At 45.3% G+C, this 16,659-nt stretch carries 14 protein-coding genes; 10 read left to right on the plus strand and 4 right to left on the minus strand.

Features of this window, described 5'->3' with window-relative positions; translation table 11 throughout:
- Positions 1-112: 112 nt before the first annotated feature.
- On the minus strand, positions 113-382 hold the full coding sequence (locus AC3WU2_RS00185; protein ID WP_492450223.1) for an AraC family transcriptional regulator: 270 nt from the start codon (positions 380-382) through the stop codon (positions 113-115).
- A gap of 205 nt (positions 383-587) precedes the next feature.
- On the opposite strand from AC3WU2_RS00185, the gene AC3WU2_RS00190 reads away from it, so the two are divergent.
- From AC3WU2_RS00190 to AC3WU2_RS00200, 3 genes are all read left to right on the plus strand, one after another.
- The gene (locus AC3WU2_RS00190) at positions 588-869 is read left to right on the plus strand and encodes a hypothetical protein (protein ID WP_492450225.1); all 282 of its coding nucleotides are present in this window, start codon (positions 588-590) and stop codon (positions 867-869) included.
- On the plus strand, positions 844-972 hold the full coding sequence (locus AC3WU2_RS00195; protein ID WP_492450227.1) for an AraC family transcriptional regulator: 129 nt from the start codon (positions 844-846) through the stop codon (positions 970-972). The genes AC3WU2_RS00190 and AC3WU2_RS00195 overlap by 26 nt, the downstream gene beginning before the upstream one ends.
- Before the next feature lie 565 nt (positions 973-1,537).
- Complete coding sequence (locus AC3WU2_RS00200) at positions 1,538-7,333, plus strand: discoidin domain-containing protein (protein ID WP_492450229.1); 5,796 nt, start codon at positions 1,538-1,540, stop codon at positions 7,331-7,333.
- A gap of 97 nt (positions 7,334-7,430) precedes the next feature.
- Here the strand turns inward: AC3WU2_RS00200 and AC3WU2_RS00205 are convergent, their stop codons facing one another.
- On the minus strand, positions 7,431-7,610 hold the full coding sequence (locus AC3WU2_RS00205) for a thiol-activated cytolysin C-terminal domain-containing protein (protein WP_492452122.1): 180 nt from the start codon (positions 7,608-7,610) through the stop codon (positions 7,431-7,433).
- Positions 7,611-7,727: 117 nt separating this feature from the next.
- Positions 7,728-7,817, minus strand: a complete 90-nt coding sequence (locus tag AC3WU2_RS00210) for a thiol-activated cytolysin family protein (RefSeq protein ID WP_492450231.1) — start codon at positions 7,815-7,817, stop codon at positions 7,728-7,730.
- On the opposite strand from AC3WU2_RS00210, the gene AC3WU2_RS00215 reads away from it, so the two are divergent.
- From AC3WU2_RS00215 to AC3WU2_RS00230, 4 genes are all read left to right on the plus strand, one after another.
- Positions 7,811-8,161 carry a hypothetical protein gene (locus AC3WU2_RS00215; RefSeq protein ID WP_492452211.1) on the plus strand — a complete coding sequence of 117 codons (351 nt, stop codon included), beginning with the start codon at positions 7,811-7,813 and terminating at the stop codon, positions 8,159-8,161. The genes AC3WU2_RS00210 and AC3WU2_RS00215 overlap by 7 nt on opposite strands.
- Positions 8,052-8,711 (plus strand): glycoside hydrolase family 3 N-terminal domain-containing protein, encoded by a 660-nt coding sequence (locus tag AC3WU2_RS00220; protein ID WP_492452124.1) that lies wholly within the window; start codon positions 8,052-8,054, stop codon positions 8,709-8,711. Before AC3WU2_RS00215 ends, AC3WU2_RS00220 begins: the two co-directional genes overlap by 110 nt.
- A complete protein-coding gene (locus tag AC3WU2_RS00225) occupies positions 8,663-9,292 on the plus strand; it encodes a type 2 periplasmic-binding domain-containing protein (protein WP_492450234.1) in 630 nt (209 codons plus the stop codon). The genes AC3WU2_RS00220 and AC3WU2_RS00225 overlap by 49 nt, the downstream gene beginning before the upstream one ends.
- Before the next feature lie 90 nt (positions 9,293-9,382).
- A complete protein-coding gene (locus tag AC3WU2_RS00230) occupies positions 9,383-11,776 on the plus strand; it encodes a hypothetical protein (protein ID WP_492450236.1) in 2,394 nt (797 codons plus the stop codon).
- A gap of 77 nt (positions 11,777-11,853) precedes the next feature.
- Here AC3WU2_RS00230 and AC3WU2_RS00235 read toward each other — a convergent pair whose 3' ends face one another.
- A complete protein-coding gene (locus tag AC3WU2_RS00235; protein ID WP_018757307.1) occupies positions 11,854-12,396 on the minus strand; it encodes a GbsR/MarR family transcriptional regulator in 543 nt (180 codons plus the stop codon).
- A 304-nt stretch (positions 12,397-12,700) separates the two neighbouring features.
- Here AC3WU2_RS00235 and AC3WU2_RS00240 point away from each other — a divergent pair, with 304 nt between their 5' ends.
- The 3 genes from AC3WU2_RS00240 (at position 12,701) to AC3WU2_RS00250 (ending at position 16,641) form a co-directional block, all read left to right on the plus strand.
- Positions 12,701-13,795, plus strand: a complete 1,095-nt coding sequence (locus AC3WU2_RS00240) for a putative 2-aminoethylphosphonate ABC transporter substrate-binding protein (protein ID WP_492450238.1) — start codon at positions 12,701-12,703, stop codon at positions 13,793-13,795.
- A gap of 91 nt (positions 13,796-13,886) precedes the next feature.
- Positions 13,887-14,927 carry an ABC transporter ATP-binding protein gene (locus tag AC3WU2_RS00245; RefSeq protein WP_492450241.1) on the plus strand — a complete coding sequence of 347 codons (1,041 nt, stop codon included), beginning with the start codon at positions 13,887-13,889 and terminating at the stop codon, positions 14,925-14,927.
- A 13-nt stretch (positions 14,928-14,940) separates the two neighbouring features.
- Positions 14,941-16,641 carry a putative 2-aminoethylphosphonate ABC transporter permease subunit gene (locus AC3WU2_RS00250; RefSeq protein WP_492450243.1) on the plus strand — a complete coding sequence of 567 codons (1,701 nt, stop codon included), beginning with the start codon at positions 14,941-14,943 and terminating at the stop codon, positions 16,639-16,641.
- The last annotated feature ends 18 nt before the right edge of the window (positions 16,642-16,659 follow it).

A 16,659-nucleotide genomic window follows, 5' to 3' on the forward strand; every position in this document is an offset into this window, starting at 1 on the left:
GCCGGATTACGGATGCCTATTTTTTTTGCTGTTTTGAAGTAATCATGTTGTTTGTCGTACGAGGGATGTTCTGCTTTCATCTCATTATCCGTCATTTGGATGACGATCCCCCCTATTCTACTTCTTGTTGGATCTGGTGCCTTAGCCTGTAAGACATTGGAGAAACTCCGGTCCATCTTTTAAATTGTCTGCTGAAATGGCTTAGGGAAGTAATATATTGTCTTGGCGACATCCCGAATATTTTAGAGAACAATCTTGTGAATTGATTTCGGCTCATTCCCATTTGCCTGGCTATGTGCTGAACGAAAATGTCGAAACTGTAAAAGGAAGCCATAGGGGGAATTGCAAAAAAGTCCACATAAACATAACATTCTTGTTTCATCCATGTTAATGCTTAGACGAAGGATATAAAGTTAATTGAAGGGGCTCAACAGGAGTGTTTCTAGATTTACCCTCGTTATTCTTCGCAATTGCAAGCGATTGCAAGGGGGGGGGGGTGAAAACAATACAGGTTGAATTGATGTTCGTAGTTTAGGGGCTATTGAATTACAAGTGAACGCCAAAATACTGTAAAAGGAGAAAGTAAAATGAAACGTACTAAGTTTAAGAATTCTATGGTACTTTTGTTATGCGTTTTAATGTTATTTGGTCACCCGATTAGCACAATGGCTCAAAGCATACCTGCGAATACAGACAATGCTGTAGACATGCAATTGGAAAGGCCAATAACAACTCCTGTTTCACGTAATAATGCTTCCGTTGCCACAGACGGTTTGATTTTTGATTTTAACATGGATGAGATCAAGCAAGGCACCAGTAGCAATGCTGGAAATAATTCGGAATATGTCATTAATGGACAGCCCAAATAAGGTGGGATATGAGAACCCCGAACATTTCAGCCGTGTGTTTAAGAAATATATGGAAATGAGTCCTCAGAAATATCGGGATGATGATGCGCGAAAAAAGAAATGAACCACAAAATATATCATGTAAATCACTAAATATATCAATGAAAGCGTATACAATTTTTTGTAAGATAAAGTATGAATTAGGCAGCCAAGAAATTCCAAGAGTGGATGTTCAGCCCCGACGTATACACCTTCTATGTGAATAAAAAGCAAGCGAATTCCGTTCTTGAATGACTTCTACAAAGCGTACAAATTCGAATAGTTCAACTACCGTCCAGGCGGCACGGAGTTCAATAAATATGTGAACTCTATACAATTGGATTGGAAGAAGCTTGGTCAAGACATGATGAGGGGAAGGCACTGGATTCAATTTCCGGCGAATTGAATGACATGTGACGAAAGCAAGAGCGAGCACCAATTAATGGAAAAATTATACACTTGGAGGTCAGAAACAGGTTGAAACAATACAAGAATAACTTGGTTTTTTGTTTATTGTCACTCACCTCCTTTCCATATGTGAAAATGAAAACGTTCGCTGTCTCATTGCTAATGCAAATTATATATGACGGACAGAATGAAAACGAAATGGGAGATGAAATATGAAAAAGTATTGCAGGTTTTGGACTATCATGGTTTGTATAATTTCGCTTGTCTTCACTCCTTTGCTTTTTGGGGGTGTCACTGCCAGCGCAGCTACGATCTCTGTCGTGAATGACGGGAATCTTGCTTTAGGCAAGCCGGCCAGCGCGGACAGCGAGGAAGCTTCCAAAGGCAATGTTGCAGCAAACGGCAATGATGGAGACTTATTAACCAGATGGACGGCGAATGACGGAGAGCTAGGCCACTGGTGGATGGTTGACTTGGGAAGCGCACAACCGTTAACGGGAACAGAAGTGAAATGGGAGCACAGCACTATTTATAAATACAAGATCGATGTTTCGGGTGATAACGTCACTTGGAATCCCGTCGTAGATCAAACTGCAAATACGGTTAGCAATCAAACAAATCACGATAATTTTACTGCAAACGGCCGGTATGTAAGGATTACAATAACCGGATTGCCTGATAACGAATGGGCAAGCTTCTATGAATTCAAAGTATTTGGAGAAAATGATTCCGATACAAATGCTCCCGATACAAGTGCCTATTATAGGATCAAGAACAGCAACAGCGGGAAGCTGATGGACATTGGAGGAGGTTCTGTATCGAATGGTGCCGCTGATATTCAGTGGAGCGATAACAAAGGAATCAACCAACAATGGCAGTTCACGGCAACCGGAGACGGTTATTACAAAATTATTAATCGAAAAAGCGGGAAGTTGCTTCAGGTGAGCGATAGCTCGACTGCAGATGGAGCTACAGTTGTGCAATGGGATGACAATGGAAGCAGCAATCAGCAATGGAAGTTGACCAGCTTAGGTAATGGAAATTGGAAGATTGAGAATCGAAACAGCGGGCAAGCCGCATCGATCGAAAGTGCTTCCACGGCTGACGGAGCCGCAGTCATTCAATGGCCTTACAACGGCGGCCCAGAACAGCAATGGCAGCTGATTGCGCCGATGCCAAATGCCTATACCGCTACTGTCGATCCAAAAGTCCAATATCAAAATTGGGAGGGCTGGGGGACATCGCTTGCCTGGTTTGCTAACCGCGTTGGTGGTGCTCCCGATGCCGTAAGAAATAATTATGCCGATCTTCTATTTGGCGCAGATGGGCTGAATATGAATATCGTTCGCTACAATATTGGCGGCGGCGAGAATCCGGCATACCCGGATTGGCCAACGGAGCTGCGTGCCAGGGTTCCAGGATTTCAACCAACACAGGGCACTTATGATTGGACAGCCGATGCGAACCAGCGTTGGTTTCTCCAAGCCGCCAAGTCCAGAATTGCTTCAAATGAATTCGTTGCCGAAGCCTTCTCCAATTCACCTCCGTGGTGGATGACGAAAAGCGGCAGTGTGACGGGTTATCAAGATGGAGCAGACAATAATTTGCGAGACGATATGTATGATGCCTTTGCTGATTATTTAGTGACCGTGAATCAGCATTTCAAAGACAACTGGGGTGTTACGTTCCAAACATTGGAACCTGTGAATGAACCGAGTTCCGGGTGGAATTTCGGCAATCGACAAGAAGGCAGTCGTTTCGATCCGCCTTATCAGGAGCGAATTATTCAGAAAGTGGCGGCAAAGCTACAGCAACAAGGTTCATCAACGAAGGTAAGCGCTTCGGATGAAACGTCCATCGACATGGGTCGAGATACGATTAACAGCTTCTCTGAAGATACCAAGTCTGTCATCTCACGGTATAACGTGCATACGTACGGTGGATCGGACCGGGTTGGCTTTAATCAAGCGGCAGCGGGCAAGAACATCTGGATGTCGGAGCACGGAGACGGGGATGCTACAGGCCTACAGATGTCCAGATCCATCATCGAGGATTTGCGATATATGAAAGCCTCAGGTTGGGCATATTGGCAAGCTGTAGATAATTATGGTTGGGGAATGCTGGATATCAATGATATCAATGATCCTAATTCCACGTTCGCATACGAGGTAAACAAAAAATATTGGGCAATGGCACAGTGGAGCAAATATATCCGTCCAGGCTATACCATTATTGACATTCAAGATGAAAATTCCATCGCGGCGTATGATCAGGCTTCCAAGAAACTCGTCATCGTCACATTAAACGACAGAGATGCGGCTAACACGGTAACGTATAATTTATCGGCATTTAGTCCATTAACTGGCTCCTTGACAGGGACACGTACTGTTATGAGTACAAGCGAGAACTTGGCTCCGATCTCCGGACTCAGTCTTAGCAATAATACCTTCCAGTACACCCTGCCTGAAGGATCTATCGCTACGTTTGTGATCTCGGACGTGCAGGTGGGAGAAGAGGGAACTCCAGGCTCTGTCAATATTGACGGAACCGGTTCGGGAAGAGTCTTTGACGGAGAAGGTGTGCTAAGCGGAGGCGGAGGAAACACCAAGTTTCTCATTGACTATCCGGAGCCATATCGCAGTGATATTTTGGATTATCTGTTTAAACCTAATTTTGGAGCTTCTTTTCAAGAACTCAAAATTGAAATCGGTGGGGATATCAATTCTACCAGCGGAACTGAGCCGAGTCATGCAAGGACAAGAGCCGAAAATGACAACCCGAATATGACACGAGGTTATGAAACCTGGCTCATCAACGAAGCAAAAAAGAGAAACCCCAATATCAAGCTATCCGGCTTGCAGTGGGGAGCGCCAGGCTGGGTAGGCAATATGTGGTCCCAAGACAATGCGGATTATCTTGTCAGTTACATCAAGGGATTGAAAGATGTTTGGGGCTATGATTTGGATTACATTGGCGGCAACCAGAATGAAAATTATAATGGTACGTCCCAGCAGGTACGAGATTATATTGTAAATATATTGAGACCAACATTGGATAGGAATGGTCTTCAAAACGTCAAAATTGTAGCACCCGATATATTAAGCAATGATTGGTCTTTTGCCAATCAAATTCTAAACGATCCAGAGTTGAAAAATGCAGTATCAGCACTCGGATATCACTACGTCAATAGTACTTCTACAAGAAATGCTCTGAATAGCGGGTTGCCGATTTGGGAAAGTGAAGGCTGGACTGGGATCGGCGATTGGAAAGGTGCATTTAACCTCGCGAAGGAATTGAACCTCAACTATGTGAATGCTAAAATTACGAAGACGAATATCTGGCACCTCATTAACTCCATGTACAATAATGTAATGTGGGCGCATTCGGGTATTATGGAGGCCAATACGCCGTGGTCAGGCAATTATATTGTACAGCCAGCCGTTTGGGCAGCAGCGCATACAACCCAATTTGCTGAGCCCGGATGGAAATATCTTGACAGCGGCTGTGGCGTCACATCAAACGGAGCTTCCTATGTAACCTTTAAAAAGCCTGACAGTGGAGATTATAGTATTGTTATTGTAACAGGAGATTCACCCGAATCCATAACCTTTAACCTTTCCGGAGGGCTTTCTACCGGGGCGGTTCATGTATGGAAATCAAATAGTAGCGAGCAGTTTATTCAACAAAGTGATATTCAGGTCAATGCAGGCTCGTATTCGATTAATCTTGAGGCCAATTCGATCTATTCATTGACAACAACGACGGGACAACAAAAAGGTGTTCCAGCAAATGCTATACCTGCCGACCATTCTTTTGGCAAGAATTACAGTGAGGATTTTGAAGGATATGCAGCAGGTAAAACACCAAAGTATACGTACGATATCGAAGGGGCGTTCGAAGTCAGCAACAGCTTTAATGGCGGAGCTGGGAAGACCTTGCGCCAGGTTATTTTAAAACCGATCATTCCATGGAATAGCTGGGGGGATAAGGGGGATTCTTCAAATCCAAGTACATTTACCGAATTCGGAGACTTAGCTTGGCGGGACTATGATTACAATGTCGATACGCTTATAGAAAATTCAGGTTCAGTCAGTATATACGGTAGAGTGGGCAGGGCATTATCCGGTGGACATGTCGAAGATTACAAGGGATATAGGCTAGCCATTCACGACAACGGGCAGTGGTATCTTAGCTATGGCGATCCCTATACCTATGAGACGAATAACGATATCGTGCTTGCTTCAGGAACAGTTCCCGGATTTACTGCTGATACATGGCATAATTTAAAGCTATCCTTTATGGGAAGCAATATCAAAGCCTACGTAGACAATGAACAAATCGCTTCGGTTACCGATAGCAGACGAACCAAAGGATTGGCGGGCTTGGGTAGCGGGTGGAACCATGCTCAGTTTGACAATATCAATGTAGAAGGCAAAGATTCACCGCCGGATTCCAACCCAGCAATTCCTCAGTCGCAGATGACGGCATCGGCAACAAGTGAGGAGTTGAAAGGTGAAAATAATGCAGCATCCATGGTGCTCGATGAAGATCCAAATACTATTTGGCATACGAAGTGGGATAAGTCTGATCCGCTTCCGCAATCGATCACATTGAATCTTGGCGGTACGTACGACGTGAATAAAATTAAAGTGCTCCCTAGACAAGGCGGGGTAACTAACGGTATGATTACGGCCTACAATGTCTATACGAGTACGGATGGCATCCAGTACACCAAGGTCACCAATGGAACTTGGGCTAATGACATCACGGAGAAAATTGCAGAGTTCCCGGTGACGAAAGCCTCCTTTATTAAACTGGAAGCAACCGCAGGACAAGGCGGATGGGCATCTGCAGCTGAAATTAATGTCTATCGTATTGCCGAGGTGCCCGTGCTCAAGACGAAGCTGGAAGCTATGATATCGCAAGCGAATCAATTATATGCACAAGCACAGGAGGGGACGTCCGCTGGCTATTACCCAGTCGGATCGAAATCTCGACTCAAGTCGGCGATTACCGCAGCCGAGGCTGTGATGCAGGATGGGGCGGCCATGCAAGAGGCTGTCGATGCAGCCGTGGCAGCTCTTACGCAAGCTGTCGAGAAGTTCAAGAAATCCGTCCATATCGATCAACCGACGAACCCAGGTAATCCAAGCAATCCCTATAATCCATCTACACCTTCCGTGCCGAAAAACATTGACAAGACAGCACTGAATCAGACGATCGCTGACGCAAAAGCAAAGTATGCGGCAGCTGTGGAAGGCAGCGCACCAGGTGAGTATAAAGCAGGGGCGAAGAAAGCCCTGCAAACGGCGATTGATGCGGCCGTCGCGGTCCAGAAGTTAGACAACGCTACGCAGCAGCAACTGAATGAAGCAGCGGCAGCCCTGAAGCGCGCGCTGACTGAATTTATGAATCAGGTGGTTTTCGCAGGAGGCAGTGAGGGCAATGGCGGTGGTCAGGAGACGATTGCCTTCAAAGACATGCAAGGCCATTGGTCGGATTCCGTTGTAGCCAGAGCGGCAGCGCTTGGTATTGTCAAAGGCTTTGCCGACGGTACCTTCCGCCCAAATCAGCAAGTGACGAGAGAGCAGTTCGTATCGATGCTCGCGCGTGCTCTTCAGCTTTCTTCCGGTTCGGCAGCGGGGAGTGGGACTACGTCATTTAAAGATGATGATCAAATTTCGCCATGGGCTAAATCCGACGTCACCGCAGCGGTTGATGCGAAGTTGATTCAAGGATTCCAGGACGGCGCCTTCCGTCCTGCGCTGTTGATCAGCCGCACGCAACTCGCCGTGCTGGCTGCTCGTGCCGCGGGACTGGAACCACAATCGGCTGAAGCCTCGCAAGTGGACTATGCGGATTCGAACCATATTCCATCATGGGCTAAGGCGGAAGTTGCAGCCGCAACGGCTGCCCACTTCGTTCAAGGGAAAGACGAAGACCGATTCGACCCATTGGCAGCAGCAACGAGAGCGGAAGCGGTGAAGGTCATTTTGGCCGTACTCGATTATATGGGTGCGGGGAATGGCAAGAAGTAGAGGGTTCTATTAAGCTTTGAATGGGTCTTAAGTTAAAAACGTAAAAAACACACCGAGCAAATCTCGGTGTGTTTTATTGTGTTTGTGCAGGATCGAATCACTTGGATTGATCGTATGAAACCGATGATGCTGGGTATAACGTGGTTCCCCAAATCGAAACATTGATATTGCTGGATAATGGAATGTTTGTCTCGTTGACAACGGTTCTCCACCAATCCCACGCCAGAAGAAGACACTGGTGTATGAAATCGGATATGCTGGATTTTTGCTGCTGAATTAGGCATTGTCTTGAATGACATGTTGGATGACATTAAAGTCTTTCGTGACGACTTGATTATGGGTCTGCGCATGCCGCTTACACATCGCTACTCTTCGAGGTTGTCTCCAATTTGACTTAAATGGTTCTGCCATAAGCGACATTGGATACCATTAGCGGCGGTGCTTCATTACTTACCCGTTTACGGGCTAATTCTGCAAATGTCACGCTATTATCAGTTCGAATGGATTGTTCGGAAGGCTCGCGCTTACGGTATAAAAGATTTGTTTGTAAGCTACGACCATGACTTTGAAAGGGTTGCGGACCTTATATCGAGAATGTCACTTGAAGAAAAGGTAAGACAACTTGATATTTATTCGGGAAATGAAATTTCCGATTCCGTAGAAGGCTTAAATGCAGATGCGCTCAACTATGAAAAAATGGAAAAGGTATCTGCCGGCATTGGAATCGGATGCATACAAAACCGAAATTCCAAAGCAGAGACAGCCAATAAAATTCAGGAGTATATCATCCAAAATACAAGATGGGGGATTCCGGGTACTCTTCAGTGAAGAGGGACTTCACGGTTTTGGATGGAGAGGCTGTACCGTGCTCCCTCAGCAGGTTGCACTCGCATCAACATTTGAGCCTGAACTTGGATATAAACAAGTGAGAGTAATCGCTTCCGAGGCGCGCAGCTTTGGTATACATGAGGTTTGGGCACCTGTTCTCGACCTTGCCAGGGAAATTCGATGGGGACGCGTGGAAGAAGGGTACGGAGAGGATCCCTATCTGGGGTCTCTGTTCGCGGAGAGCATGGTAAGAGGGCTTCAAACGGATGACCTCACAAGACCCGATGCCTTGGTGTCGGAACCAAAACACTTTACAGGATACGGTGCTCCTAGGGGAGGACACAATTGTGCTCCGGCCATGATGGGGAATCATGACAATGCATTTTTCTGTCTGCCTGTATTTGAGGCTGCTTTCCAAGCGGGAGCCATGAATACCATGTGTTCCTATAACTCTATTGACGGCACTCCTGTGGCTGGCGACCATTCGACAGGTACGACAAGTTGGCGAAGAAGCACCCAGGCTTTAACTTTGCAATCGAAGGCGGCATAAAGGGGCCGGATGGCAAATACGGCATATCGCAATACAATCCAGCCTATGCTTCTGGAGTCATGTTCGGAAAGCAACTGGAAAACGATCATGACAAAATGATCAAATACATGCAAATCTTCGAAGCGACGCAATTCGATCCAGAAACTTATGAAATATTAAACTTTGGAGAGAAAGGTGTCCATTGGAATAAGAGCGAGAAAGGAACGGTTGAATTCATCGCGCCGTATACCGACGAGAAGGAACGCAAAAAAGCTGGGATTGGAGTTTACTCGATGGCTGGCTCTTTCAATGATTACGATTTCCAAACATCGTATACATCCGATGAAAGCCTGCGTCAATTAGCGAAAGATACCCGTGCTAAGGGAACGAGAAACATTGATATTTTAGCGCCATTCAACAAGCCAATCTACAATGAAACCCAAGATAAACTGAATCAGTATACGCTGCAGACGTATATCGATTTTATTACGGGCCGTAAGCCTCTGAGCGAATTTGATAGTTTTGTTGATGAATGGAAAAAGATGGGCGGAGATAAAGTGTTAGACGAAGCACAAAAAATTTATGATGAAAATTTGAAATAGTAATCATAACTTTTGATCAAACATCCTTCCCAATTGGATTGGAATTGGTAAGGATGTTTGAATTTACTGTGACAGGGAGATAAGAAAACCATGTATACGATAAATGCTGGAGCCTTGGGGATACACTTGAACGAAAAAGGTCAATTCATGGGTATGAATGATGGCAGCAAACATCATTATGCATCATCGACATACACTGCAGCGCTTATTCGTACTGTCATCGAAGGCCGAATAGAGGAGCCTTCGAAGGTATCGTACAATGAGGGGCTATTAACTTTCGAATTTACTGAAAGTGGTGCAATTGTCGATGTGTTGGTGAAAGAAAAGTCGCAGTATGCGACGTTTGAAATTCAACGTATTACAGGCGTTGATGTGGATGCAATCCTATGGGGGCCTTACTTTACAACCATTACCGATTCGATCGGCGAATCCGTTGGCGTCGTGCATAACGAACAGTTCGCGGTGGGTCTTCAGGCCTTGAACATCAAGACCGTTGGAGGCTGGCCCATCGAGCTCGATCGATTGGAAGGTGTGCAGCAAAGTTATTCTGATAATCGGAACGAAAAACCTGATCCTGACACACATCAAGTATCCGACAATAAGTTCGAATATCATGTCTGCGCAGCGTGGCCGACGAGCGATGGAAGCATGTTGCAGGCATATGCTAGAAATCGGTCGAAAAGCGCACGTCGTCCGGCATGGAACTTACCGCTCGTTGATGTCGCGCCCATTCATGGGGAAGATGCTAATATCGTTGGATCACGCATTGCCTTGTTCGGCTGTGAAGTTCGGCAAGTGCTTGAGACAATTGAAGCGATCGAGCTAGGAGAAGGATTGCCTCATCCGATGATCGAAGGAAAATGGGGGAAAGTATCTCCTGCAGCGAACCAATCCTATTTGATTACGGATTTCTCTGAAGCCACGATATCCGAAGCGGTACGTTATACCAAAATGGCCGGTCTTAAATATGTGTATCATCCCGATCCGTTCAGCACTTGGGGACATTTCACGCTAAAACCGAAGAGCTTCCCGAATGGGGATGAAGGATTAAAGTCAGCTGTCGCTTTGGCTGAAAGCGAGGGCGTTCATGTCGGCATTCATACCCTGACGAACTTTACGACTCTAAATGATGCGTATGTAACGCCAAAGCCGGACGAAAGATTGCAATTGGCGGGCACGTCGCGGTTAGTTGCAACCTTGGACGTAGATGCAGATTGGATTGAGGTCGACGACCCGACACCGTTTCAGGTGAAGTTGTTCCGACAGACGGCACAACTCGGAAGTGAGCAAATTGAATATCATGCTGTGACAGATTGCGCGCCTTGGAAACTGACCGGCGTTAAGCGTGGTGCTAATGGAACATCCATTGCAGTGCATGAAGCGGGAGCGACCATAGGTCGGTTATGGGATCACCCGTACGATGTATTCTTCCCGAACATCGAGCTGCAAGACGAATATTGCGCACGGATTAACGATCTGTTCACGAAAACGGGTTTGAAGCAAATATCATTCGATGGTCTAGAAGGCTGCTATGCAACAGGGCATGACGACTACGGCGTTAATCGGTTTGTGAAAATGTGTTATGACGGCTGGGGCGAAGAAGTCATTAATGATGCAAGTATTGTAGTTCCGAACTATTTGTGGCATGTATTCACAAGGTTTAATTGGGGCGAGCCTTGGGGGGCTGCAACACGTGAAGGGCAGCTTGAATGGCGGCTTACGAACCAACGGTATTTTACGAGGAACTTCATTCCGCCTATGCTGGGCTGGTTCCTTGTTCGTTCTGCTTCGGATCAGTTCGAAGCGACGTCACCGGACGAAATCGAATGGGTATTATCCAAAGCAGCAGGATTTAATGCTGGCTTTGCTCTAGTTGCCAATATGCAAGTGCTTGAGCGTAACGGAAACATCGAGTCGATATTTACGACCGTACGCGAGTGGGAGAGAGCGAGACAAGTCGGCGCCTTCACACCAGAACAGCGGGAACGGCTGAAGGAGCCGAAAGGCGACTGGCATTTGGAATCAGCTGGAGAAGACAAGTGGAACTTATATCCAGTCCATATTTCTAAACCACTCGTATGCAACCCAGCTGAGCTGCAACCAGGGCAACCAGGGGGGGCAGATTGGACGTATTTTAACCGATATGCGGATCAACCCCTGAAGTTTACACTGCGCGTCATTCCTTCGTATGGTAACGACGACGCTTCAATTAAACGACCTACGTTCTATACGAATGGTGTATATATGACGTTTGATACGGAAGTCTTCGCGAACCAATATCTCATTTGTGATAGCGGCAGCATCGGTAAAATTTACGATCAAAACTGGAATCTACTAAAAACCGTACAGGCTTCTGCCGATGCACCGATCTTACGGACTGGTGGACAACCGCTATCGTTCAGCTGCAAGTTCGAAGGCGATCCGAAGCCTCTAGTCAGCGTCAGAGTGACGACTTGGGGCGAACGGGAAGAAGTAGTAATGTAAGAACTTATACATGTTTCCCCAATAAGAAGAAGACTCTTGAGGATTGATGGAGTCTTCTTCTTATTTTATTTACAGACTCAAGAAAAATCCTTAAAATATTCTCCTCGTTTCAGGGCATCGACAAACTTCTGGAGCCATTCGTAATAGGTTTGTCCATGTCGGAGTTTATATAAATCTTGCAGAGCAAGATTACGCTCCTGGTCTGTAATATGTTCATCAATAACCATTTCTGTTAATTCAAGAAGAGATTTACTAATGGCTTCTGTCATGACATTGATTTCACGCTGGAGCTTGATCGTGAAGAAGTTTTGAAACGCAAGAAAAAAATCGACCTCCGCGAGATACAGTTCTTTTCGATCCTGTTTTTCTTCTAACTTTTTGACCATTTGAGATTCTACCAAAGATCTAACCGCATAGCTCATGTTGCTTTTACTCATATTCATTCGTACTTTCATCTCATCAAGAGTCATCGGTCTATTTTCAAAGAACATAATTCCGTACAATTGACCGGATGAAGGAGTGGCACCGTACAAATCCATCGTTTCCGCAATAGCGTCAATTACTTTTTGTCTGATATGCAATCTTTGTTCCGATATGTAGTTTTCCCTGTCTTGAGACAATAGACTTTTCACTTCCTTATTTCTGCATAAATGACAGATTCAATAGATTTCGCTTTTATTATATCAGCGGTTTCGTGAGGAAGGGAAACTGAATTTTTCATTTACGTAATCTTAACGCTGAGTTAATAATCGTTTGACACAAAGTAGGAAAATCTTATGTACAATAAAATTTGTACGTAACAATAAATTTTGAGAGTTTGGAGGTTTTACTAGTAAAAATTCAATTATTTTTGAATGATAAACGGGATTATCCTAATTTCTGCAAACATCAATTAACGACTAAATCGTGAAAAGGGGATTAACTATGAAGACGAGATGGAAATCACTTACGTCGATGTTACTCATTACTGGTTTATTGGCAGGTTGTGGCACAGCGAAGCCAGAAAGCACAACGCAAAACAGTAGCCAACCGAGTTCGGAAGGAACTGCTGCAGCAAGCGAATCAGGAGAAATTACCGTATATTCCGCAATAGAAGAAGAACAAATTAAAACCTATCTGGCCTCTTTCAAGTCTCAATATCCGGATATCAAGGTGAACATTGTTCGTGATTCAACAGGGATCATGACAGCCAAGTTAATTGCAGAGAAAGATAATCCTCAAGCCGATGTCATCTGGGGATTGGCAGCAACAAGCTTACTCGTTATGGATGATCAAGATATGTTGGAGCCTTATGCGCCTAAAGGTGTCGATCAGGTGCTCCCGGAGTTTAAAGATAAATCGAGTGTTCCAAAATGGGTCGGAATTGACATCTGGGAGACAGCCATCATTGTCAACAAGGTGGAGATGGAAAAGCGTCACCTGGCCATTCCCCAATCTTACGAGGATCTAGTTAAGCCGGAATACAAAGGATTAATCGCTATGCCGGATCCGGCATCCTCAGGCACGGGATATTTGACCGTTAATGCACTTATCCAACTGTACGGCAAGGATAAAGCATGGACTTTCATGGACAAGCTGCATGAAAACATGATGGTATATACCCATTCCGGATCCAAACCGGCGAAAATGGCAGCTTCAGGTGAAGTTCCGATCGGTATTTCTTATGGATACAGCGGTATCCAGGAGCAGAAAAAAGGTTCCCCGATTGAAGTCATCTTCCCTACAGAAGGATCGGGCTGGGATATGGAAGCCAACGCACTCGTGAAAAAGAAAGAAGTGAAGCCGGAAGCGAAATTGTTCCTGGATTGGGCGATAAGCGCTGAGCCGATGAAGGAATACAATAAAAACTACGCGATCTTGAGTATTAAACAAGAAGGCAATACAATTCCTGACGGCTACAGTAAAGATCCGGTATCTCAATTAACGAAGCTGAATTTGTACCAAGCTGCTAGAGACCGTGAATCTGTGCTGGAAGAATGGACCACAAAATACGCTTCCAAGTCAGAGCCGAAAAAATAGATGGTAGATTACGATGGGGTGCCGATAGTGGGCATCCTTCCCGTTTTTCGGGGAATCATTTGGGTAAATTAGGTAAAAAGGGGCATTTGTTATGAAGCTGGGATATTTATCGCTGCGCAACCTGTCTAAGCATTTTGGGAAGCAAACAGCGCTACAGGAAATAAATTTAGATATTTATCAACATGAATTCATCTGTCTGCTCGGGCCGAGCGGATGTGGTAAAACAACGCTGCTGCGCATCCTTGCGGGTCTGGAAAAAACGGATAGGGGTCAATTGACCATTGGCGGGAAAGATATCACTTCTGTACCTGCCGGAAAACGAAACTTCGGGATGATGTTTCAATCGTATGCATTATTTCCTAATCTATCGGTTTCTGAGAATATTGCGTACGGGCTTCGCAATCGCCTAACCAAGTCCCAAATTATAGATCGTGTGGACGAGCTATTAGGATTAGTGGAATTGAACGACCAGCGCCACAAAGTGCCTGCTCAATTATCGGGAGGCCAACAGCAGCGGGTCGCACTTGCGCGGGCGCTCGCGTTCTCACCGGACTGTTTGTTGTTGGATGAGCCATTATCTGCTCTTGACGCTAAGGTGCGCGTCAAGTTGCGGCGTGAAATCTGCCGTCTGCATCAACAATTTGGTATGACGACAATTATGGTCACGCATGATCAAGAGGAAGCTTTAACGATGGCTGATCGCATTGTCGTGATGAACCAATCGCGAATCATTCAAGTCGGCGCCCCAAATGAAGTGTATGAACGCCCGAATAGTCCCTTTGTTGCCGATTTTATTGGAGCAGTCAGCTTTATAGAACCGGATGGCGGACAACAAGGAAACCCTATCATGGCTATACGTCCAGAGCATGTTCAATTGGTTCGGGAAGGCCAAGAGAAAGGCAGACAGGGAATCGTACGGGAAATCGAATATCGAGGGACTCATTACCGTTTGGTTCTAGAGTTATTAGATCATCAGGATGCTCCGCGTCAGCAATTCCTTACCGTTGATCTGCCAACGCAAGATATGGCGACTTTTCATATCAAACCCAATCAGAAGGTAACGTTTAGCTTGCTGCCTGAACACATTATCCGGTTTGATACGGTATCCAATACCAGTATTGCGGTTGGGTGAGGAGGTTCATGGCATGGAAACGTGGTTAAAACGAATACGGCCGAATGCTAACGGATGGAGTCAAAATGGATTCATATTAATCATGATGCTCATCTTAATGTTCACGATCCTGCTGCCGCTTGGTGAACTCTTGATCAAAGCCGTAAGCAATAAAGAAGGGAACTTTATTGGATTCGCCAATTTTGCTAAATATTTCTCCACACCGACACTTGTAACTTCATTATGGAATTCCATTAAGGTTTCATTGATTACGACCTTAGTCGCTGTACCGCTTGCATTCTGGTTTGCCTATGCACTTGAGAGAAGCGGAATTCGGGGAAAATGGTTTTTTAGATCCGTAGCGCTGCTTCCGCTTTTTGCTCCTTCGATGCTGCACGGACTTGCGTTAATCTATTTATTCGGCAATCAAGGACTTATTTCTACAGGGTTCTTCGGTCTGCTGCCTGAATTTCGAATTCAGCTTTATGGGCAGTTCGGAATTGTACTGTCCGAAATTTTATATACGTTTCCACAAGCATTTCTTATCCTGTCGGTTGCTTTTGCAAGTTCGGATTATCGGCTATATGAAGCGGCGGAGACGCTTGGTGCGTCAAAATGGCGTACGTTTTGGACGGTAACTGTACCAGGTACCAAATTTGCGCTCATTAGCACAGTTGTTGTTTGTTTTGTCCTGACGTTTACTGACTTTGGGGCGCCCAAGGTTGTAGGAGGACAATACAACGTTCTTGCGACCGATTTGTTCAAGCAAGTGATTGGTCAACAGAATATGCAAATGGGGGCCGCTGTCGGTGTGCTGTTGTTAATCCCGGCCGTGATTTCATTTGCCATAGACCGAATTTCACAGCGGAAACAGAGCGGGTGGCTTAGCGCAAAATCATTGCCATATCGGATTGAAGCAAACAAGACGCGTGATGTCCTGTTATTCATTCTTTGTTCGATGGTATCTGTTGTCATTCTAAGCATTATTCTTGTGGCTATCTATGGATCAATCGTGAAAGTATGGCCATATAACTTACAGCTCTCTTTTTCCCACTACGAAGGTTTTTTGGACGGAGCGGGACCGTTTGTGAACAGTTTGCTCATTTCGGTTGGCGCTGCGGTAATTGGCAGTATCGTGACATTTATGTTTGCCTATCTCATTGAGAAATCGAGTGGTCATGCATTATTGCGAAATAGCGCTTATTTGCTCTCCATGCTGCCGCTTGCGTTGCCGGGATTGGTGCTGGGTCTCATCTATGTATTCTTCTTTAATAATCCGAACCAACCCTTGCATGGACTATACGGGACCATATGGATCATGATCATATGTAATATTGTGCATTATTATTCGGTTTCGTTCTTAACGGTGACTTCGGCACTTAAAAAGCTAGATAGCGAGTTCGAGGCTGCATCAGAAACGATGAATGTACCCTGGTATAGGACCCTTGTCAGAGTAACGTTACCCATGTCATTGCCATGTATCTTGGAGATCTTCATGTATTATTTTATCAACAGCATGGTTACGGTGTCGGCGGTCATCTTCTTGTATGCGCCAGACTTGAAACCGGCAGCCGTAGCGATTGTAAACATGGAGGACTCAGGCGATATAGCCCAGGCGGCTGCGATGTCATTGCTAATCATACTGGCTAATCTGATTATGCGATCTGTTGTTATGTTGCTGTCTGGCAAAATGCGCCGGCGAACGGAAGCACTTTTGGTTAAGAAAGATAGTTAGTTTTTATAATATGAGACC

This window comes from Paenibacillus sp. EB106-05-06-XG162, from assembly GCF_058791655.1.

Excerpts from the sequence above, each read along its gene's own strand:
- AC3WU2_RS00185 (WP_492450223.1), bottom strand. The coding sequence starts at position 382 with ATGAAACAAGAATGTTATGTTTATGTGGACTTTTTTGCAATTCCCCCT.
- AC3WU2_RS00190 (WP_492450225.1), top strand. The coding sequence starts at position 588 with ATGAAACGTACTAAGTTTAAGAATTCTATGGTACTTTTGTTATGCGTT.
- AC3WU2_RS00195 (WP_492450227.1), top strand. The coding sequence starts at position 844 with ATGTCATTAATGGACAGCCCAAATAAGGTGGGATATGAGAACCCCGAA.
- AC3WU2_RS00200 (WP_492450229.1), top strand. The coding sequence starts at position 1,538 with ATGGTTTGTATAATTTCGCTTGTCTTCACTCCTTTGCTTTTTGGGGGT.
- AC3WU2_RS00215 (WP_492452211.1), top strand. The coding sequence starts at position 7,811 with ATGTCACGCTATTATCAGTTCGAATGGATTGTTCGGAAGGCTCGCGCT.
- AC3WU2_RS00230 (WP_492450236.1), top strand. The coding sequence starts at position 9,383 with ATGTATACGATAAATGCTGGAGCCTTGGGGATACACTTGAACGAAAAA.
- AC3WU2_RS00240 (WP_492450238.1), top strand. The coding sequence starts at position 12,701 with ATGAAGACGAGATGGAAATCACTTACGTCGATGTTACTCATTACTGGT.
- AC3WU2_RS00245 (WP_492450241.1), top strand. The coding sequence starts at position 13,887 with ATGAAGCTGGGATATTTATCGCTGCGCAACCTGTCTAAGCATTTTGGG.
- AC3WU2_RS00250 (WP_492450243.1), top strand. The coding sequence starts at position 14,941 with ATGGAAACGTGGTTAAAACGAATACGGCCGAATGCTAACGGATGGAGT.